Annotated in this window: 18 protein-coding genes; 7 read left to right on the top strand and 11 right to left on the bottom strand. The window is 70.2% G+C overall.

The features are described from left to right. Nucleotides 1–7 precede the first annotated feature (7 nt). From OG496_RS03730 to OG496_RS03715, 4 genes are all read right to left on the bottom strand, one after another. A complete protein-coding gene (locus OG496_RS03730) occupies nt 8–1,021 on the bottom strand; it encodes an alpha/beta hydrolase fold domain-containing protein (protein ID WP_405969544.1) in 1,014 nt (337 codons plus the stop codon). 89 nt (nt 1,022–1,110) lie between these two features. Next, nucleotides 1,111–2,034, bottom strand: coding sequence for an NADP-dependent oxidoreductase (locus OG496_RS03725; RefSeq protein WP_405969543.1), 924 nt, complete (start codon nt 2,032–2,034; stop codon nt 1,111–1,113). Between the two features lie 129 nt (nt 2,035–2,163). Next, the gene (locus OG496_RS03720; protein ID WP_366492682.1) at nt 2,164–2,574 is read right to left on the bottom strand and encodes a helix-turn-helix domain-containing protein; all 411 of its coding nucleotides are present in this window, start codon (nt 2,572–2,574) and stop codon (nt 2,164–2,166) included. 198 nt (nt 2,575–2,772) lie between these two features. Next, nucleotides 2,773–3,276, bottom strand: a complete 504-nt coding sequence (locus OG496_RS03715) for a hypothetical protein (RefSeq protein ID WP_366492684.1) — start codon at nt 3,274–3,276, stop codon at nt 2,773–2,775. A 380-nt stretch (nt 3,277–3,656) separates the two neighbouring features. On the opposite strand from OG496_RS03715, the gene OG496_RS03710 reads away from it, so the two are divergent. The 3 genes from OG496_RS03710 (at nt 3,657) to OG496_RS03700 (ending at nt 6,095) form a co-directional block, all read left to right on the top strand. Continuing rightward, nucleotides 3,657–4,379, top strand: coding sequence for a metal-dependent hydrolase (locus tag OG496_RS03710; RefSeq protein WP_405969542.1), 723 nt, complete (start codon nt 3,657–3,659; stop codon nt 4,377–4,379). Next, nucleotides 4,379–4,954, top strand: a complete 576-nt coding sequence (locus OG496_RS03705) for a helix-turn-helix domain-containing protein (RefSeq protein WP_033280946.1) — start codon at nt 4,379–4,381, stop codon at nt 4,952–4,954. Before OG496_RS03710 ends, OG496_RS03705 begins: the two co-directional genes overlap by 1 nt. 76 nt (nt 4,955–5,030) lie before the next feature. Then, on the top strand, nt 5,031–6,095 hold the full coding sequence (locus tag OG496_RS03700) for a threonine aldolase family protein (RefSeq protein ID WP_405969541.1): 1,065 nt from the start codon (nt 5,031–5,033) through the stop codon (nt 6,093–6,095). 98 nt (nt 6,096–6,193) lie between these two features. On the opposite strand, the gene OG496_RS03695 is transcribed toward OG496_RS03700, so the two are convergent. Next, nucleotides 6,194–7,594, bottom strand: a complete 1,401-nt coding sequence (locus OG496_RS03695) for a glutamate decarboxylase (RefSeq protein ID WP_405969540.1) — start codon at nt 7,592–7,594, stop codon at nt 6,194–6,196. 310 nt (nt 7,595–7,904) lie between these two features. Here OG496_RS03695 and OG496_RS03690 point away from each other — a divergent pair, with 310 nt between their 5' ends. After that, nucleotides 7,905–8,969 carry a LacI family DNA-binding transcriptional regulator gene (locus OG496_RS03690; RefSeq protein ID WP_405969539.1) on the top strand — a complete coding sequence of 355 codons (1,065 nt, stop codon included), beginning with the start codon at nt 7,905–7,907 and terminating at the stop codon, nt 8,967–8,969. Here the strand turns inward: OG496_RS03690 and OG496_RS03685 are convergent. The 4 genes from OG496_RS03685 to OG496_RS03670 are packed head-to-tail and all read right to left on the bottom strand — an operon-like array spanning nt 8,932 to nt 13,574. Then, nucleotides 8,932–10,323 (bottom strand): glycoside hydrolase family 32 protein, encoded by a 1,392-nt coding sequence (locus OG496_RS03685; RefSeq protein ID WP_405969538.1) that lies wholly within the window; start codon nt 10,321–10,323, stop codon nt 8,932–8,934. The two genes, OG496_RS03690 and OG496_RS03685, sit on opposite strands and share 38 nt — an antisense overlap. Beyond that, nucleotides 10,320–11,174, bottom strand: coding sequence for a carbohydrate ABC transporter permease (locus tag OG496_RS03680; RefSeq protein WP_366492691.1), 855 nt, complete (start codon nt 11,172–11,174; stop codon nt 10,320–10,322). The genes OG496_RS03685 and OG496_RS03680 overlap by 4 nt, the downstream gene beginning before the upstream one ends. Nucleotides 11,175–11,187: 13 nt before the next feature. Beyond that, nucleotides 11,188–12,168: a carbohydrate ABC transporter permease gene (locus tag OG496_RS03675; protein ID WP_405969537.1), complete on the bottom strand. Its 981-nt coding sequence runs from the start codon at nt 12,166–12,168 to the stop codon at nt 11,188–11,190. After that, the gene (locus OG496_RS03670) at nt 12,165–13,574 is read right to left on the bottom strand and encodes an extracellular solute-binding protein (protein WP_405969536.1); all 1,410 of its coding nucleotides are present in this window, start codon (nt 13,572–13,574) and stop codon (nt 12,165–12,167) included. Before OG496_RS03670 ends, OG496_RS03675 begins: the two co-directional genes overlap by 4 nt. A 222-nt stretch (nt 13,575–13,796) precedes the next feature. On the opposite strand from OG496_RS03670, the gene OG496_RS03665 reads away from it, so the two are divergent. Next, the gene (locus tag OG496_RS03665; RefSeq protein ID WP_405969535.1) at nt 13,797–15,398 is read left to right on the top strand and encodes a glycoside hydrolase family 32 protein; all 1,602 of its coding nucleotides are present in this window, start codon (nt 13,797–13,799) and stop codon (nt 15,396–15,398) included. Between the two features lie 370 nt (nt 15,399–15,768). Here OG496_RS03665 and OG496_RS03660 read toward each other — a convergent pair whose 3' ends face one another. Continuing rightward, a complete protein-coding gene (locus OG496_RS03660) occupies nt 15,769–16,671 on the bottom strand; it encodes an NAD-dependent protein deacetylase (RefSeq protein WP_405969534.1) in 903 nt (300 codons plus the stop codon). A 226-nt stretch (nt 16,672–16,897) separates the two neighbouring features. Between OG496_RS03660 and OG496_RS03655 the strand changes: the two genes are divergently transcribed. Next, the gene (locus OG496_RS03655; RefSeq protein ID WP_405969533.1) at nt 16,898–17,440 is read left to right on the top strand and encodes an EF-hand domain-containing protein; all 543 of its coding nucleotides are present in this window, start codon (nt 16,898–16,900) and stop codon (nt 17,438–17,440) included. A gap of 153 nt (nt 17,441–17,593) precedes the next feature. On the opposite strand, the gene OG496_RS03650 is transcribed toward OG496_RS03655, so the two are convergent. After that, nucleotides 17,594–17,845, bottom strand: coding sequence for a transposase (locus OG496_RS03650; protein ID WP_405969532.1), 252 nt, complete (start codon nt 17,843–17,845; stop codon nt 17,594–17,596). A gap of 66 nt (nt 17,846–17,911) precedes the next feature. Between OG496_RS03650 and OG496_RS03645 the strand changes: the two genes are divergently transcribed. Further along, the gene (locus OG496_RS03645) at nt 17,912–18,052 is read left to right on the top strand and encodes a hypothetical protein (RefSeq protein WP_366492697.1); all 141 of its coding nucleotides are present in this window, start codon (nt 17,912–17,914) and stop codon (nt 18,050–18,052) included. The last annotated feature ends 749 nt before the right edge of the window (nt 18,053–18,801 follow it).

Below are 18,801 nucleotides of genomic sequence, written 5' to 3'. Positions count from 1 at the left end.
AACTCGCTCACTTCGGCAGGTCGGCGCCGTCGAGATGGCGGTGCAGGAATGCGGTGATGACGTCCATGACGGTCGCGGACGACCAGGCGAGGGCGGCATCCGAATCCGCGAGGACTCCGAAATCGCCGTGATTGGCCCCGGCCACGACATAGCGAGTGCTGTCCACGCCGGCGCTGAGAAGAGCCTTGTGCACGTGCTGCGTCTGGGAGGAGGAGACGAGCATGTCGTCGCTGCCGTGGAGGAGAAGGAACGGCGGCGCCGAAGCCGTCACGTAGGTTGCGGGATCCGCGGCACCGACCGCCTCGGGAATCTCCGAGAACAGCGCGCCTGCCTTGCCGGCATAGGCCGAGAAATGCCTGGCCGTGCGCTGGTAGTGGAGCCGCGCCTCCTCGTCGAAGTCGTCGGCGATCGCCGAGAGCAGGGAGGTGCCGAAGGCGTCAACCACCGCCTGCACGGCACCTGTTGAGGCGGGGTCCGAGTCTCCGGAAAACTCGGGTAGGCCATTCGTGACGCCCGTCAGTGCCGCCACATGGCCGCCGGCCGACTCTCCCCAGAGGGCAACCGCACGCGGGTCGATGCCGAAGTCATCCGCATGCTGCCGCAGATGGGTGAGGGCGGCCCGCACATCGTGGACGGAATCCACGTAGGTACCACCGTCGGGTGCGACGCGGTATTCGACACTGGCGACGACAAAGCCCGATTCGGCGACGTGTCGACGCAGGTCGAACGCCATTGCCTTGTTGCAGCGGAGGAACGCGCCGCCGGGAAGGAAGACGACCAGCGGAAGCCGGTCTGCCGTCGCGGGCCGAAGAATGTCGGCTTTCAGATCGCGCGACTGTCCGTTGGGCAGATGCACCGTGCTGAAGGCGATGTCAGGACGGCTCTCGATCTCTACCGCGCCAAGGGTCATCTGCGGATTCGGGCTGACGTTCAGCAAGGTGCTGTCGGCGAGGTCCGGTGGCGCGATGGTGCTGGCTATGGGCACGGGGAGCTTGGGAACGGACGGGATCTCAGGTTCCATGTAGCGATCTTGTCACCGTCGTAAAAAAACGTCAATGAACGTGGAGAGGCTTCCTCCACTTCCGCGGAGGAAGCCGTCGGTCTCGGGGTTTACGGGACCAGTACGATCCGGCCGCGCCGCCCGCCCCGGGCGAGCTGGGCGTGGGCTTCGGGTGCCTGGGACAGGGGGTACGTCTGCGCCACGCGTGGCGTGAGGACGCCGACCTCCGCGAGGGCGGAGAGGTAGGCGAGACGGGTGGGTTCGGGGCCGGCGGAGGTGTGGCGTACGACCACCCCCCGCTCCGGCGTCGGCAGCACGTCGACCCGCACGCTCACGAAGATGCCGCCGTCGCGGACGGCAGCCAGCGCGGGTGCGCCCAGCGCCGCCGCGTCGAGGACGCCGTCCACGCCTTCCGGCACGAACCGGCGTACCGCATCGCTCAGTTGCTCGTCGCGCGAGACGAACCAGGTGGCGCCGCGCTCGCGGAGGAACTCCTCGTCCTCGGGTCGTCCCTGCGCGACGATCCGCACGCCCCGCATCCGCGCCAACTCGACGGCGTAGCCGCCCACGGCCCCGGCGGCGCCCGTGATGAGCAGAGTGTCGCGAGGGCGCAGCGGGAGGTGGTCCAGGGCCATCGAGGCGGTCATCGCGTTGAGGGGGATCGTCGCCGCGAGCGTCAGGTCCATGCCCTCAGGGGCGGGGGCGATGGAGTTGAGGTCGGTCACCAGGTACTCGGCCTGGGCCTTGGTGGGGCGCTGTACGGGGGAGTGGAACACGATGACCGGCGTTCCGACCTTGAGGAGGACACCCGTTCCGACCGCGTCGATCGTCCCGGCGGCGTCGAGACCGAGACCCGTGCATTCGACCTCGTCCAACGGTCCGAAGAACCCGCCCCACACGGCGGCGTCGGCGGGATTCAGCGCGGCGGCCGCGACCTTGACGCGGATCTCGAAGGGGCCCGGTTCCGGGAGGGGAACCTCCAGGACCTCGACGGCCTCGGGTCCACCGATCTTCCTGACGACTGCAGCGCGCATGATGTCCGCCATTCTGTTTGCGTATCCGAACGCCACAAACGCTAGGCAGGTTACGATCGATTAGTAAGAAGGCACTTTAAAGTGCGTTACAGCCCGCGAGGTGGGAGGGCTGGTGTCTGTCGCCTGTCGTCACTGGTCGGTCTGCCGGGCGTCGTAGCGTCCTCGCGCCTCGTCGACCTCGTCCGTTTTCTCGGCCGCCCAGTCGCGCACCTGGGACAGCAGGCCGTAGAGGCCCTGCCCGAGCGGGGTCAGCTCGTAGTCGACGCGTACCGGCACGGTCGGCGTGACCGTCCGGTCCACCATTCCGTCGCGTTCGAGCATGCGCAGCGTCTGGGTCAGCATTTTCTGGCTGACGCCCGGGATCTCGCGGCTGATGTGGCTGTAGCGCATCGGCTCGCCGTAGGACCCGAGGGTGCACATCGTCAGGCTGACCCACCGGTTGCTGATCGTCGAGAGCAGGGCCACCGCGGGGCAGTCGTGCATGTACGCCTCGTACGTGCCGGGCTCGATCTGACGCGCCTGCTTCGCCTTGGTGGCCATCTGGTTCTCCCGTCAGGACTGCAACGCACTCAAGAGTGCCTACGTACCAATCGATCGTAACCCGCGTGGTGTTCGCGTTATTGGTGTGGTTCGAGTCTTTCCGCTTCGCAAATGAGGGAAGCGCTTCGCCCCGGCGGTCGGGCGACCGGCGGGGCGAGGGAGCGGACTTGAGGACGACGGCCACGGGCCGGTCGGAGGTCAGGCGCAGAGGACGCGCGTCTCCGGTGTGTAGACCGGGCCGCCGCTGACGTTCGTCGAGTCGCTGAACTCGGAGTAGTAGTACGAGTAGAAGCCGATGTTGCCGTTGCAGCCCGAGTCGGTGGCGACCTGGAGGGTCAGCGTCACGGTCCGGCTCTGCCCGGGCGGGATGGTGGCGCCGTAGTCCGGGCCGAGGTCGGTGGGCCCGACGCCGGTGCACGGGGTGCTGCCGGTGTCCGTGGTCAGGGCGCAGTCGGTGAAGCTGTACTTGAGGTCGGGCCGCTGGGTGGTCAGCCAGGTGGGCTCGATCGTCTGGTAGACGAACAGGACGTCGTAGGTCTTGTTGTTGGTCAGCGTCATCGAGAGTTTCACCGCGCCGCCGGGCGTCGTGGTGGCGGTGTCGGTGGCAAAGGTCAGGTCGGCGTCCGCCGCGCTCGCACTCGGGGCCAGGCCGAAGACGGCGAGGAGGAAACCGAGGACAGTGGCGAGACCCAGGCGTCTCATACGTGGTGATCGCATGGGCCGGGAGGCTAGGCGCGCCCCGCGCGGGCCGTCAGCCCTGCGGGGAGGGCCCGGGTCGTGGATCGGCTGAATGCGTTTCTGGTGTGACGGTGGTGCGGCGAGTGTGTGAAGTGGCGGCCTGGGTCGCGTACGTGCACTGCATGGGGTGGGCGTTCGGGGCTCGCGGGGGCGTTGGTGCGCCCACCTGATGTGAGGCATCGGGTGCCGACATTGGCGTGATTCCTGATGCGTCGGATGCCGGAGTGGTTCCCGTGGCCCGGGTGTTCTCGGGCATTCGTCGATTTCTGGCCTCACGGACGGATGCGTTGATTAAAACGAACGATGTGTTCACTACTCCCCTCATGGTTCGGTATAGTGAACGAATGGTTCATTCGATCGCGGCTTCTCGGGTCGGCGCACAGATCAGCGCGTACCTCGACGACACATACCTGGAGCAGGTCGACACGCGGGTGATCGCGGTCGGCGAGACGGACGGGGCGCCCTGGGCGGCCGTAGAGCGCTGTCTGTTTCATCCGCAGGGCGGGGGGCAGCCTGCCGACCGCGGGTGGTTGGGGGATGCGGAGGTCGTTCCGGTCCGGGAGCGGGCGTCTGGCCTGATCGTGGCTACGGCGGCTGAGGGCGGGGGGCTTCCTGACCTCGCCGTGGGGGAGGGGGTGCGGGCCCGGATCGATCTGCGGGAACGGATGCTGCATGCGGCGCTGCACACGGCCGGGCACCTCGTCGAGGCGGTCGGGCGGACGCAGGGGTGGGAGATGGCCGGGAGCATTCACTTTCCCGGTCAGGCTCGGATCGAGTTCCAGGCGCCGCACGCGGACGCGCGGCTGGCCGATCCGGACGGGCGGGAGGAAGTGACCGCCGAGCTGCGCGCCGCCGTGGCGGCCGCGGTCGCCGACGATCTGCCGGTCTCCGCGCGGTACCTTCCCGACGGGCGGCGCGTGGTGCATCTCGACGCGCTCCACTCCGCGCCATGCGGCGGCACGCATGTGCGCAGCCTCGGGGACCTGGCCACTGTGGTGCTGCCGACGCTGAAGGTCAAGAAGGGCCGTGTCCGCGTGTCCTACACCGCGACCCACCGGAGCCGTTGATGACACCCCCGCCGTCCGGCCGCCGGCCGGTGAGCAGTACCGCGGCCGCGGTCGGCGCGAAGATCCGGCTGCGCCGTCAGCAGCGCGGGATGAGCGCCGCGGAGATGGCCCGACGGGCCGGGCTGAGCAAGGCCACCCTGTCGCAGTTGGAGGCCGGGAACGGCAATCCCACGATCGACACCCTGGATGCGATCGCGATCGCTCTGCGTATCCCGATCGCCGACCTGCTGGCGCGCGACGCCGACACCGGACCGGTCTTCCGGCCGGGCACGGACATCGAACCCGGCGAAGTCTCAAGGGAGTTGCTACGCCGGATCAGCAGCGGCAACAGCCTGGAGATCTGGCGGCTGCGCATCCCGCCGGAGACGGAGCTGGCCGGCGTACCGCACGCCACCGGCACCATCGAGCACCTGCTCATCGCCACCGGGCACGTCACCGCCGGCCCCGTCGACGCCCCGCAGGACCTGGGCCCCGGCGACATGCTCGCCTTCGCCGGAGACGCCCCGCACTTCTACCGGACCGGCGCCGAGGAGGTCGACATCACCGTCGTCTTCGCCTCCCCCATCAGCACCTGAGTCACCGTCAGCAGAGACCAAGACCTCATCAACAGCCAAGACCTCAGCAGTACTTGAGACCGAGGAACCCCCGCTCATGAGCACCTCCGCCATCGCCACCACGCCCTCCAGCCGTGCCTTCATCAGCGACAACATGGCCGGAGCGTCCCCGGAGATAGCCCGCGCTGTCGCCGACGCGGCCGCCGGGCAGGTCCTGCCGTACGGCAACGACCCCTTCACCGACAGCGCCCGCCGCAGGCTCGGCGAGATCTTCGAGCGGGACGTCGATGTCTTCCCCGTCTCCACCGGGTCCGCGGCCAACGGACTGAGCCTGGCCGCCCTCACCCCGCCGTGGGGGAGCGTGCTCTCCCACCCGGACAGCCACATCAACACCGACGAATGCGGCGCGCCGGAGTTCTTCACCAACGGGGCCAAGCTCGTCGGTGTGCCGGGCGCCGACAGCAAGATCGACCCCGGGGCGCTGCTGGCGGCGGTGCGTCGGCGGGCCGGTGACGTGCACAGTGTGCAGCCGTCCGCGGTGAGCATCAGCCAGGCCACCGAGAGCGGCAGCGTCTACACCCTGGAGGAGATCCGCGAACTGTCCGCCATCGCCAAGGACGCGGGCCTGCGCGTCCACATGGACGGGGCGCGCTTCGCCAACGCGCTGGTCCAACTCGGCGTCACCCCGGCCGAGATGACGTGGAAGGCGGGCATCGACGTGCTGTCCTTCGGCGCCACCAAGAACGGTGCGATGACCGCCGATGCCATCGTCTCCTTCGACCCCGCGCTCGCCGGTGAACTCGCCTTCCGCGCCAAGCGCGCCGGGCAACTCGCCTCCAAGATGCGCTTCAACACGGCCCAGATCGACGCGTATCTCACCGACGGTCTCTGGCTGCGCAACGCCCGCCAGGCCAACGCGATGGCCACCCGCCTCGGCGACGGCCTCAAGTCCATCGCCGGGGCAGGCCTGCTGGCCACCCCGCAGGCCAACATCCTCTTCTGCCGCCTGCCTCAGCAGGTCACCGAAGGCCTCCTCGCCGAGGGCTACGCCTTCTACCACGACCGGTGGGAGCCGGGCATCGTCCGCTTCGTCACCGCCTTCTCGCACAGTGCCGACGACATCGACCAAATGCTGGACGCGGTCCGCCGCCACACCCACTGACAGGTGTCGCTGCGGACCGCGTATCGGAGGGTGCTCAACTCGGCGCAGGGAAAGGTGAGTTGGTGGCCACGGAGGTGCAGGGGGAGAGGGGTGTCTCGTCAGGCGGTGACGAGCGGCTGGTGCGGGGGCGCGAGCGTCGGGCGGGTCTCGTGGAGGTTCCTGGTGACCTCGGTCAGGTCGGCGATGAACATGCCCGCGAGTTCGGCGGTGAACCCGGTGCGCACCACGAGACGTAGGACGGAGACGTCCTGGCAGGGCGCGGGGAAGCTGTAGGCGGGCAGGTGCCAGCCGCGGGCGCGCATCGCGTGGGAGATGTCGAACACCGTGAAGCCCCGCGTGCCGGGCGTCAACCGGAAGGCGAACGCCGGGAGTTCGGAGCCGTCCGTGACCAACTCGTAGGGCGCGATGGTCTCGATGCGCGCGGCGAGTGCGCGGGCCGTGGAGCGGCTCTGGGACGCCAGACCGCGCAGCCCTTCGACGCCGTAGCGGAGGAAGCTGTAGTACTGCGCGACGACATGCGCGCCCGGGCGGGAGAAGTTGAGGGTGAAGCTGGGGGAGCTGCCGCCGAGGTAGTCGACCTCGAACACCAGGTCGTCGGGGAGGGCTTCGGCGTTGCGCCACAACGCCCAGCCCAGGCCCGGGAAGACGTGGCCGTACTTGTGCCCCGAGGTGTTGATGGAGGCGACGCGTTCGAGCTGGAAGTCCCACATGAGGCCCGGGTCGAGGAACGGGGCGACCATCGCGCCGGACGCGCCGTCGACATGGACGGGGATGTCGGTGCCGGTGGCGGCCTGGTAGCCGTCCAGGGCCATGCAGATGTCCGCGACGGGCTCGTAGGAACCGTCGAACGTGGACCCGAGGATCGTCACCACGCCGATGGTGTTGTCGTCGCAGTAGGCGGTGAGGGTGTCGGCCGTGAGGTGGTAGCGGCCCGGCTCCATCGGGACGTAACGCGGCTCCACCTCGAAGTAGTTGGCGAACTTCTTCCAGCACACCTGGACGTTCGCGCCCATCACGATGTTCGGGCGAGAGGTGTCCTTGCCCTGGGCGCGGCGGCGCTCCTGCCAGCGGCGCTTGAGCGCGAGCCCGCCGAGCATCGCGGCCTCGCTGGAGCCGGTGGTCGAGCAGCCGCGGACCTGCTCCGCGTGCGGCGCGTGCCAGAGCCGGGCGAGCATCCGTACGCAGCGCTCCTCCATCGCCGTGATCTGCGGGTACTCGGCGCGGTCGGCGAGGTTCTTCTCGGCGGTCTCCGCCATCAACTCCCTTGCCTGCGGCTCCATCCAGGTCGTCACGAAGGTGGCGAGGTTGAGACGCGCGTTGCCGTCGAGCATCAGCTCGTCGCGTACCCGGCGGCAGACCAGGTCGGGCTCCGACGTGAACTCGGGCAGCTCGTCGACGGGCTGGAGGAGGTCGCCGGCCGGCGGGAGACCGCCGCCGCGGGAGACGGTCAGGGTGTCGAACTCGGCTTCGGGCATGACGTCGGTATGCGGGATGGGCATGAGTGTCTGGATGCCTTTCTGGTCCGTGCGGCCCCGTGCACTCCGACGCTAGATCGCTGAGCGGTGCGGCGTAGGTGCCGATTACACCGATCCAGTGATCGATTTGCGGACTGATGAACTGGATTTTCCCTTGTACATACTGGGCATTACTTTTTGCAGGGCTGGACTTGTGTCCGGGGGCTTCCCCCTTCTGATCACATCGGACGCCCACGCCTCGGCGTCCTGAGGCTCTCCTGTGTGCCGCGGCACTCCCCGCGGATAGGGTGGACGGTGATCGACAGGGACGGGCTGGGCGAGGACGGCGGACGGCGTGGGCGGTGCCGAGGAGAGCGGGAACACGGGCACCGGGCGCCCGACGTCACGGGACGTCGCCCGGCTCGCCGGCGTGTCGCACACCGCGGTGTCCTTCGTGTTCAACGGCCGAGCGGACGGCAACCTCTCGGCCGCCACCCAGGAACGCATCCAGCAGGCCGCGGCCCAGCTGGGTTACCGCCCCGACCCGGTGGCCCGCGGTCTGCGCCGTCGCCGTACGGCCGTGATCGGGCTGGTCACCGACGAGATCGCGTCCTCGCCGTTCGCCGGCCGACTGTTGCGCGGCGCCATGGAGACCGCCTGGGACAGGGACCATCTCGTCCTCACCGTCGACTCCGGCGGTGACCCGGTCAAGGAGGACGCGGCCGTCGCGGAACTGCTCGACCGGCGCGTGGACGGCATCATCTACGCGGCCATGTCACTGCGCCGGGTCCGCGTCCCCGAGGGCCTGCACCGCACCCACTCCGTGCTGGCCAACTGCCTGCCCGAGGACGACTCCCTGCCCGCCGTGGTCCCCGCCGAGCGCGCCGGTGGCCGTACCGCCGCCCGCCTGCTGCTCGCTGCGGGCCACCGCCGGCTCGCCGTGATCGGCGGTCTGGACGACATTGCCTCGGCGGAACGCACCCGCGGCATCCGGGACGCGCTGCGTGCCGAGGGCGTCACCCTGCCCGCGGAGTGGATCGTGCGCGGCGGCGGGGAGATCTCCGCCGGATACGCGGGGGCGCTGCGCCTGCTCGACGGGGTCGAGCCGGGCCGCCGCCCCACCGGCGTCCTGTGCTACAACGACCGGGTCGCGGCGGGCGTCCTGCACGCCGCGACCCGGCTCGGGATCGACGTACCCGCCGATCTGTCGGTGGTCGGCTACGACGACCAGGAGCACATGGCCGCGTTCCTCACCCCGCCGCTCACCTCGGTCGCGCTGCCGCACCGGGCGATGGGCGAGGCGGCGACCCGGCTGCTCCTGGACGCCATCGAAGCGGGCCAGGCGCCGCCCGCGACCGTCCGACGCCTGGCCTGCCCTGTGGTCAGCCGCGACTCCGTGGGTCCGGCGCCCACCCGGTGACCCGGGCACCCGGCCCGTCGACGACCAGCTCGGCGGTGTCGCCGGGGCGGCGGTAGACGCGCTCGGTGACCATGGCTCGGTCCGCGACGAAGAGTTCGAGGAGGGAGCCGTCGACGAGAAGCCGGAGGGTGAGTTCCGGCGCCTTCGGCACCTGCACGGTGATCGGGGCGGAGCCCTCCCTGCCGGTCCGGGGCCAGGCGCCGCGGTCGAGGACGACGGTCCCCGAGGCGGGGTCCGCCCGGACGGTCAGCTCCCGGCCCGCCGCGTCCCGGAGCAGGGTCACCGTGGTCGGTTCGTATGCGGTGAGCGTCAGGTCGTACGTGGGGGGAAGCGGAACCCGGCCCGGCGCGGTGACGAACGGCTCGGCTGGGCGCAGCAGTTCGAGTTCCGGGGCCGGACTCACCCGCAGTGAACCGTCGGGGTGGATGTCGACCACCCGGGGTGCCGTGAGTACGCCTGCCCATCCGGCGCGGTCTATCTCCTCCTGCGGGCGGGCCTCCCACGACCAGCCCCACAGCAGTGCGCGGTCCGGCTCCTGGAGCACGGCGGGGGCGTAGAAGTCCCGCCCCTGGTCGAGTCGACCGCCCGTGCGCGGCGCGAATCTCAACTTGCCCTTGCCGTCCGCCTCCAGACGGCCCGTCAGGTAACCGGTGGAGCAGGGGTCTCCGTCCCAGAGGGACACCAGAAGTACGTGGTCGCCGCCTGCTGTCCGGTAGAGGTGCGGGCACTCCCAGCCCACCGACTTGTCGCCGAACACGCCTGCGGCCACCGGGTCGTTGCCGTCCAGCAGCACACCGGCGAACCGCCAGTCGGCCAGGTCGTCGCAGTCGTAGAGCAGGACCGACGGCGTGCCGTCGGCATGCCCGGCCCCGACGAGGGCCCAGCGCCGTTCCGCGTGGCGGAAGACGAACGGGTCGCGGAACATCACCACGTCCAGTCCCGGCGGCGGCCCCGCCACCACCGGTGTCGGCAGCGGCTTCCATTCGGTCAGCAGCTCGTCGTCCGGGTCCGCCGCCCGCGCCAGGCAGATGGTGCCGAGTCCGGTGTGGGCATGGTCAACTCCCGTGTACACGGCGGTCGGTGTGCCGGCATCGTCGGTCACGCAGCCCGACCAGCAGCCGGCCTCGTCGGGGCCGCCCGGCGTCGGGGTGAGCGCGATCGGGTGGTGCTCCCAGTGCGCGAGGTCGGTGCTGGAGGCGTGACCCCAGTGGACGTTCGCGTGCACCGGTGCGTCGGGGTTGTACTGGTAGAAGAGGTGGTAGCGGTCCCGCCAACGGAACGGCCCATTGGGGTCGTTGATCCAGCCGGCGGGTGGACGGACCCTGAAACGCGGCGCGTTGGGGTCATTGCTCAACGGTTGACTCCTGCGGACGTGATGCCCTCGCGGAGAGGGCGCTGGCCGACGGCGAACACGGCGACGGCGGGGAGCATCGAGAGCACGACCCCGGCCAGGACGACCGAGATGGACCCGGTGCCGAGGTTGCCCTGGAGGGAGACCAGACCCAGCGGAAGCGTGTAGTTCTGGCTGGAGGTCTCCAGGATCAGCGGGCGGAAGAACTCGTTCCAGTGGTAGTTGAAGGCCAGCACGCCGACGATCGCCAGGCCGGGTGTGGCCAGCGGCGCGTACACCGAACGGAAGATCCGCCAGGTCCCCGCGCCGTCCAGCATGGCCGCCTCGCCCAGGTCCTTCGGCATACCGAGGAAGTACTGGCGCATCAGGAACGTGCCGAAGGCCGTCGGGAAGGCCGGGATGATCAGGCCGAGGAGCGTGTCGGTGAGGCCCATCGACTTCAGCACCAGGAACACCGGCACGATGGTGACCTGCAACGGCACCATCATGGTCGCCAGGACCAGGCCGAAGAGCGGCTTCTTGAACCGGAACTCCAGGCGCGCGAAGGCGTATCCGGCCAGGCCCGCCGTGATCATCTGGCCGACGGCGACCAGTGCCGTCACCAGCGTGGAGTTCAGGGCGAGCAGCCACACGTCGATCTGCTGGAAGACCCCGCGGTAGGCCGCGGTCGTCGGATGCGTCGGGATGATCTGCGGGGGCAGGTCGAAGGACTGGGCCGGAGTGCGCAGCGAGGTGGCGACGGTCCAGATGACCGGGCCCAGCGTCACCAGGGCGCACACGGTCAGTCCGGCGATCCGGGCCCACGGGGTGAGTGAGTGACGTACGCGGCTCAGGGTCGGGGTTGCTTGGCTCATGCGGCTCACCGGCTCACTGGTAGTGGACGAAACGCCGGCTGAGCCGGAACTGGACGGCGGTGACCGCCATGATCAGCGCGAAGAGCAGCACGCCCACCGCGGACGCCTCGCCGAAGTCGAGCTGCTCGAAGGCCCTTTCGTAGATGACCATCACCACGGTGCGGGTGGCGTCGCCGGGTCCGCCGTCGGTGAGGACGTAGGGCTGTTCGAAGACCTGCAGGGCGTTGATGATGCCGACCACCGACGCGACGAGGAGCGTCGGCGACAGCAGCGGCAGCGTGATGCCGAGGTGCTTGCGCAGGCCGGTCGCGCCGTCGAGGGCGGCGGCCTCGTGGATCTCCTTGGGGATGTTGTTCAGACCGCCGACGAACAGCAGGAACGAGAATCCGAACTGCTGCCAGACGTAGACCAGGACCACCGTGGCCATCGCCGCGTGCTCCGAGGTCAGCCAGGGCACGGGCGCGACGCCGACCAGGCCGATCAGCCAGTTCACCACCCCGAAGTCCTGGTTGAACAGGTACTTCATCACCACCGAGATAGACGCGGCGGACAGCACCAGGGGGAAGAAGAACGCCGAACGGAACACCGACCGCAGCCACCCCGGCATCCGCCCGTTCAGCGCGAGCGCCAGCGACAGCGCGATCAGCAGTTGCAGCGTGACCGCGAGGACCATGAAGAGGAGCGTGTTGCGGAAGGAGACCAGGACGGTCGAATCCGTGAAGGTCGTACGGTAGTTGGCGCCGCCGGCGAAACGGGGCGGGTCGATCACGTTCCAGTGGAACAGGCTCAGCACGACGGACCCGATGATCGGCACGACCGTGAAGACGACGATGCCGACGACCGTGGGCGCCAGGAACAGCGCCGCCAGCAGCCGGGCGCCGCGGTCGCGGACGGACGGCCGCACGGCGACGGCGGGTGGCACGGCGGGCCGCGAACGTACGGCCGGGACCTGAGCGTTCGGGTCCTGAGTGTTCGGGACCTGGGTGTTCGTCATACCTCACGCTCCATGGCCTGCTCCAGGTCGCCCTGCATCCGGCGCAGCGCGGGACCCACCGCACGCGGCGAGGCCAGCGCCGTGCCGGTGTACTTGAGCAGCACGTCGGTCACCTCGGCGACCTGCGGCGGCGCGGGGATCGGGCCGGTGTCGGGAAACCGGTCGAGGGTGTCGTAGAAGACCCGCCAGTGCGCCGGGCCGCTCGCGGCATAGCGGGCCGCGTTCAGCATCGAACGCCGGGCCGGGGTGGTCTGGTTGCTCTTGAACAGCCGGGTCATGGTGTCCTTGCGGGCCGCGTACTTGATGAACTCCCAGGCGGCTTCCTGCTTCTTCGAAGTGCGCAGCAGCGCGTAGCCCGCCGCGCCGAACTGGTGGCGCTGGGTGCGCCAGCGCGGGAAGTACTGCACGTCGTAGCCGTCGGCCCGCATGCCGGCCTGTTGCAGGCCGCCCGCCCAGAAGCCGCCCGCCGGTGTGACGCCGACGTGGCCGGTGGAGAACACGCCGACCAGGTTGCTGCCGTTGCCGCCCTCGGGCCGGGTGCACAGGTCCTCCTGCACGAGGGAGGCGAGATAGTCGTACGCCTCCTCGACCCGGTCGGCGGTGGCCTGCGGGGTCGTCCAGCGGAAGCCTCCGCCGCGCCCCCGCCGGTCGGCGGCCGGGTAGAAGGTGTCCCACAGCCAGGAGCCGCCGGGCGCCTTCGACTCCTTCAGCAGGTTCGTGCCGTTCGCGAAGAGCCAGGGCACCACGCCGCCCCACAGCCGGTTGGTCCAGAAGTACGGCGTGAAGTGCGAACCGCCGGTTCGCTTCATCTCCCGCAGCAGCGCGGTGAAGTCGTCGCGGCTCCAGTCGGCCGCCGGGAAACCCGCGCCCGCCCGCTTCAGCACCTGCTTGTTGAGGTACATGTCGGCGGCGTTGAACTCCATGGGCAGCTGGTAGAGGTGCCCCTCGTACATCATCGACTCCACCAGCGAGGGGTGGACGTCGGCGAAGTACTCACGCAGCTCCGCCGCATCCCGCCGCACCCAGCGGTCCAGGGACACGCCAAGCCGCTGGGCGAACAACTGCACGCCCTCGGTGGCCACATACACCAGGTCGGGGGCGGTGCCCGCGGCGATCTGGGTGAGGATCTTCGCGAAGAAGTCCGACCAGTCGACGGCCTGCACCGGGTTCACCCGCAGCGGGATGTCGGGGTGCAGCCGGTGGAAGCCCTTGGTGAGGGCGTCGACGGTGGCCGGGTCGAAGGCGGAGCCGAGGGTGGCGACGACGAGGGAGCCGTCGTCACGGCCGGGGATGTCGGCTCCCGTGAGCCGGTCCCAGCTCGCGGCGGTCCCGGCCAGGGCGGCTGCTCCGGCCCCGTACGCGCCGTACCGCAGCAGTGTGCGGCGGGGGAGGTGCGAGTCAGTCATCAACGGGCCTAACTCGTGTTAGTTCAGGGGTGATGCCCCAGATGATGGGAACCGGGCGGCAGGCCTGTCAAGGGTCGGGAACGCTTGACCTTTAACGAGTTAGGTCTACAGTCCTCGTTCGCAGGAGCTGATTTTTCACGCCCTCCGCACTGTGAGCCGCACTCGCGTGTGTGACGAGCCGCCACAAGCCCTCATGGGCCGCCACGAGAGGAACGATCTGTCATGCCCGGAATATCGGCGACGTCGGGGATATCGGGGATTTCCAGGAGATCACTGTTCGCGGGATCGGCGGCCGGCACAGCCGCCGCGCTGCTGCCCACCGGGACGGCCACGGCTGCCCCGAAGCCCGGAGCTACGGCCGAGAGCGGCGCCAACTCCGCGGTGAGTGGGGCGAGTTACCGCGCCGCGTACCACTTCACGGTGCCCGACCAGTGGAAGAACGACCCGCAGCGGCCCGTCTGGATCGACGGCGAGTACCGCTACTACTACCTCTACAACGCCGACTACTTCACCGGCGTCGTCGGCACCGCGTGGCGCCTGGCCACCACCACGGACCTGGTCTCCTTCACCGACCGCGGGGTCGCCGTGCCCAAGGACACCACGGTCAACGGCGATCTCTGGTCGGGTTCGGTGGTGGTCGACACCGGCAACACGGCCGGGTTCGGTGCGGGCGCGGTCGTCGTCATCGTCACGATGTCCCCCGGCGGCGGCACCGACCACCAGGAGCAGTTCCTGTACTACTCGACCGACGGCGGTCTCACCTTCACCAACTACGGGACCGACCCCGTCCTGCCCAACCCCGGCGTCGCCGACTTCCGCGACCCCAAGGTGATCCGCGACGAGGACCGGGGCCGCTGGGTGATGGCCCTCGCCGAGAACGACAAGATCGGTTTCTACCACTCCGACGATCTCAAGTCCTGGACGTACGTGGACGGTTTCGTCCACGACGGCATCGGCGTCCTGGAGTGCCCCGACCTGTTCCGCGTCACCGCCGCCGACGGCACCGTGAAATGGGTGCTCGGCGTGAGCGCCAACGGGAAGAGCTCGGGGCTGCCCAACACGTACGCCTACTGGACGGGTTCCTTCGACGGCAGTGCGTTCACCGCCGATGCGGGTGACCCGCAGTGGCTCGACCACGGCTGGGACTGGTACGCCGCCGTCACCTTCGAGAAGCGGGACGCGAGCGGCGCGGTGGACACGGCCGCCCGGTACGCGATCGGATGGGTGAACAACTGGGACTACGCCGACACCACCCCCACCATCGACTGCGACGGCTTCAACGGCACCGACTCCGTCGTCCGCGAGATCGCCCTGAAGAAGGCATCCGACGGCACCTACTACCTCGCCTCCCAGCCCGTCGCCGGCCTCGACGCGCATGTCTCCCGCACCGTGAACCTGGGCGACGTGGCCGTGGACGGCACGAAGGTGCTCGACTACACCGGTATCTCCTACGAGGTGACGACCGAGATCACCTGGTCCCAACTCACCGGCGCGGGCCTTCAGCTGAGGCGCTCACCCGGCGGCGGTCGGCACATCGACGCCGGCATCTACGCCGACTACGCCTTCCTCAACCGACGAGGCACGGTGAACGCCGACACGTCCGGCACGTGGCAGGAGAGCCACACCCCGTTCGACCCGTCCGCCGGCACGGTGAAGCTGCGCATCCTGGTGGACCGCACGTCGGTGGAGATGTTCGTCGACGACGGCCGCTACGTGCACACCAGCCAGGTGTTCCCGTACCTGCTGGACACCCGGCTCGCCCTGTTCACGATCGGTGGCAGCGCGGTGTTCCGGAACACGGTGATACGCGAGTTCTCGGTGTGAGGCCGGCCGGGGGCGCGGGTGCGCGCCGTACGCGTGAACCCGATCGGCGACACCGGAACGGGCCGCCCGGTCGTGGAGGGAAGGCGGCCCGGTCGGCACCTCGGTCACTGTCACCCGGGCATCCACCGACCGTGAAGCCCGCGTTCGGCCGCACCGAGCGCGGGCTGCACCTGCTGGGCCTCCTCCCGCAACCGTGCGCTCTCCTCCCGGACCCTCTTCTCCCTGGCCGCCGGCGGACCGGGCACCGACGCCACCAGCCACCTCCACGAGCCGGACGAGCGGAGGCATCACGCCCGTCTCTCCGTCCACCGACCGGAGTTCATGCCCGCCTGCCCCGAACCGACCGATCACGTTCGGAAAGCGGATGACGTCAGCCCGTCGGCCCGCCGACCGGGATGCCGAGCCGGTCGGCGACGGTCGTCAGGGCCGTTCCCAGCGGCAGGGCAACCCGGGTGCGGGCGTGCGGGTCGCCCCGGGTGGGGTCACGGTTGACGATCAGCACCGGCTTGCCCTCCTGCGACGCCTGACGGACGAACCGCAGCCCGGACATCACCGTCAGCGACGAGCCGAGGACCAGCAGCGCGGTCGACTCGCGGACCAGCCGCCGGCAGTGCTCGACGCGCTGCGGCGGAACCGCCTCGCCGAAGAACACCACGTCCGGTTTGAGGACGCCCCCGCAGTCGGCGCACGGCACGACGCGGAAGTTCCCGACCTGCGCGTCGGTGAGGTCCGCGTCGCCGTCCGGGTTGATCCCGGCGGCGACCGGGGCGAAGCCGGGGTTCTCGGCCTCCAGACGCCGGGCGAGTTCGCGGCGCGGGCTGATGGCGCGGCAGGAGAGGCACACGACCCGGTCCAGGCTGCCGTGGAGCTCCACGACGCCCTCGCTGCCGGCGGCCTGGTGCAGGCCGTCGACGTTCTGGGTGATGACGCCCGAGACGTGGGAGTCCCGGGCGAAGGCGGCCACCGCAAGGTGTCCCGCGTTGGGGCGGGCCCGCCCGAAGGTGCGCCAGCCGAGGTGGCTGCGCGCCCAGTACCGACGCCGCGCGTTCGCGCTCGCGGTGAAGTCCTGGTAGGTCATCGGGGTGTGCCGGCTCAGGCTCCCGCCCTCGCCCCGGTAGTCGGGGATGCCCGACTCCGTGGAGATGCCGGCCCCGCTGAGCACCAGCACACCGCCGGCGCTCAGCACGTCGACGACCGGCTCCAGGTCGGTGGTGCCCGGCAGCAGGTCCGCCGCCGCCGCGGGGGTCCAGCTCAGAGTGGGGCGCATGCGCATGCCGCCAGGGTACGGAATCGGCGGCGGCTCTCGGCGGGCGTGGGCGGTTGCGGGGGAACGGTCCTCCATCCTGCGCGGGCAAACCGGCGCCCGGCGCATCAGGCGGGCGCGTGGGCGTGCGGGTGTCCGCCGCGGTGAGCGCGAGCGCCGTTGCGGGGCGGCCGGCTGCGGAAAGCATGTCCTCCAGTAGTGAAGTACTGAAGTACTGCGAGCGAGGAGACGTGTGATGTCCAGCGAGTTCCAGCGGACCAAGCTCCGGGCCATGTTCGAGGCGTTCGACGCGGACGGCAACGGCTATCTGGAGGAGGCGGACTTCGTGGCCCTGGCGGACCGCTGGGGCCGGCTGCCGCGAGTGCGAGAGGGAGCGGAACTGGCGGCGCGCGTGGACGGTGTGCTCAAGGGCTGGTGGCAGCAGCTGTCGGACACCGTGGACACGGACCGGGACGGCCGGATCGACATGGACGACCTCCTCGCCATGGTGGACCTGCTGCGGACCATCCCCGAGGCCGTCACCGCCACTGCCGACACCATCTTCGACGCGGTCGACGAGAACGCCGACGGGCGCATCTCGCGCGGCGAGCACCAGCGTCTCGTCGACACCTGGCATGGGCGGCCCGTGGCGACCGGCGGTGCCTTCGACCGGCTCGACCAGGACGCCGACGGCTACCTCAGCCGCTCTGAGTTCGCCGCGTTGTGGACCCAGTTCTGGACCAGCGACGACCCTGCCGAACCCGGCAACCTGATGTGCGGCCCGATCGGCGCCGGGTGAGGCACCGGCGGCGGCCGTCCAGAGCCGGCCGCGGCGGGCCGCCTGCCAGGTGAGCTGCATACCGGGCGCGGCCCCGGCGAGGATCGTCATCCGCTGGATGTGGCGCAGGACGCCGGCCTTCGCCCGGCGGGCGAAGTAGCCGAGCACAGTGCGTCAGGGGATGCCGAAGTCGGCGGGCAGTGCCCGCCCTGTCGCGCCGTTGGCGGTGATGTGGCGGATGGCGTCGACGACGTGCCGGCGGGGCCATTTCTCCGGGCCCCCGCCCTTGGAGGTCTGGCAGGCGGGGACGGGCAGGAGCCGTTCCAGGAGGAGCCATTCGAGGTCACTGGTGTCGTAGGGGCGGCGGGGCAGGGGCAGGGGCAGGGTCGTGACGGGGTGCCGGGTCGCGACCTGACAGAGAGCCAACTGCGAGGCGGTCGCAGCCCGTTGCTTTCCTCGGGTGGATCGCTCCAGGCCGGCGAGGAGGTCCGGGTGGGCTCGATCGCGCCCATCGGTGGCATGACCGTGCGGCTGCAGGGGGCGTCGGGTGTCTTCTTCCGGGGCGGCAGCAGGATCCCGGCGGCGAAGTGGGCGACCCGGTGGTGCACCGATTCGATGAGCGCCCTCTCGTAGCCCGTCCGGGCCTCCCGTGCGCCGTCCGGCATCCGGTAGCCCCATGTCCTGTCCCGGGTGATCGGCGGCAGGCCCTTCGCGGTGGCGTCCTGGCGCAGCTGCGCGAGGCCGGTGTGGACCTGGGCGCGGGCGCGTTCGGCGGCCGTAATGAGCTGGACGACGGTCGTCAGTAGGACCTGCGCGGGCGGCCGGGCTCCTGGCACCACCAGCGGCGATTGTGCCGGCCTGACTTCAACCCGCTCTCGCCGTACGGCAGATCGCGGGGCCGGGTCACCGCCGAGCCCTTCACTCCGGTGGCGAACACCCTGTGGACCGGGCACGCCCGGGCCCTCTCATCGGCCGTGGCCAGGTGGACCCGGCGTGTCCCGTCCGCCAGCCGCGCGACCCGGTCGACGGACACCCTGTCGAGGCCGAGCGGCAACGTCGTATCGTTGAGCAGGCCCGTGGCTCCCGCGTGATCGTTCTGGGTGGAGAACAGAAATGATCACGCAGGTCGACGGGCACCCTGGGTCGAGGGCCGAGCCACTGGACCCGGCGCCGAGCGTGACGTCGCGTCAGCAAGCCGAACCAGCGCACCGCTCACCTGTGAAGACTCCGGAAAGCTCTGGGCGGCTTCGCGCTGCTTCCACAGCACCAGCGCCCAACCCGACCGAGACCTGGGCCGGCACCCACACAGCCGCCCTGCTCGGCGGCCGCACCGAAACTGTCCCGCTCGATCGTCACGCCGCTGCGGATCCCGGCAGGTCAGT

The sequence above is a fragment of the Streptomyces sp. NBC_00988 genome, from assembly GCF_045162645.1.
Classification (GTDB): domain Bacteria; phylum Actinomycetota; class Actinomycetes; order Streptomycetales; family Streptomycetaceae; genus Streptomyces.
Note: the sequence above shows the minus strand (reverse complement) of the source record. Positions and strands in the feature narration are given on the sequence as shown.

Coding starts and splice junctions, on each gene's coding strand:
- OG496_RS03730 (WP_405969544.1), bottom strand. CDS start 1,021: ATGGAACCTGAGATCCCGTCCGTTCCCAAGCTCCCCGTGCCCATAGCC.
- OG496_RS03725 (WP_405969543.1), bottom strand. CDS start 2,034: ATGCGCGCTGCAGTCGTCAGGAAGATCGGTGGACCCGAGGCCGTCGAG.
- OG496_RS03720 (WP_366492682.1), bottom strand. CDS start 2,574: ATGGCCACCAAGGCGAAGCAGGCGCGTCAGATCGAGCCCGGCACGTAC.
- OG496_RS03715 (WP_366492684.1), bottom strand. CDS start 3,276: ATGAGACGCCTGGGTCTCGCCACTGTCCTCGGTTTCCTCCTCGCCGTC.
- OG496_RS03710 (WP_405969542.1), top strand. CDS start 3,657: ATGGTTCATTCGATCGCGGCTTCTCGGGTCGGCGCACAGATCAGCGCG.
- OG496_RS03705 (WP_033280946.1), top strand. CDS start 4,379: ATGACACCCCCGCCGTCCGGCCGCCGGCCGGTGAGCAGTACCGCGGCC.
- OG496_RS03700 (WP_405969541.1), top strand. CDS start 5,031: ATGAGCACCTCCGCCATCGCCACCACGCCCTCCAGCCGTGCCTTCATC.
- OG496_RS03695 (WP_405969540.1), bottom strand. CDS start 7,594: ATGCCCATCCCGCATACCGACGTCATGCCCGAAGCCGAGTTCGACACC.
- OG496_RS03680 (WP_366492691.1), bottom strand. CDS start 11,174: ATGAGCCAAGCAACCCCGACCCTGAGCCGCGTACGTCACTCACTCACC.
- OG496_RS03675 (WP_405969537.1), bottom strand. CDS start 12,168: ATGACGAACACCCAGGTCCCGAACACTCAGGACCCGAACGCTCAGGTC.
- OG496_RS03670 (WP_405969536.1), bottom strand. CDS start 13,574: ATGACTGACTCGCACCTCCCCCGCCGCACACTGCTGCGGTACGGCGCG.
- OG496_RS03665 (WP_405969535.1), top strand. CDS start 13,797: ATGCCCGGAATATCGGCGACGTCGGGGATATCGGGGATTTCCAGGAGA.
- OG496_RS03660 (WP_405969534.1), bottom strand. CDS start 16,671: ATGCGCATGCGCCCCACTCTGAGCTGGACCCCCGCGGCGGCGGCGGAC.
- OG496_RS03655 (WP_405969533.1), top strand. CDS start 16,898: ATGTCCAGCGAGTTCCAGCGGACCAAGCTCCGGGCCATGTTCGAGGCG.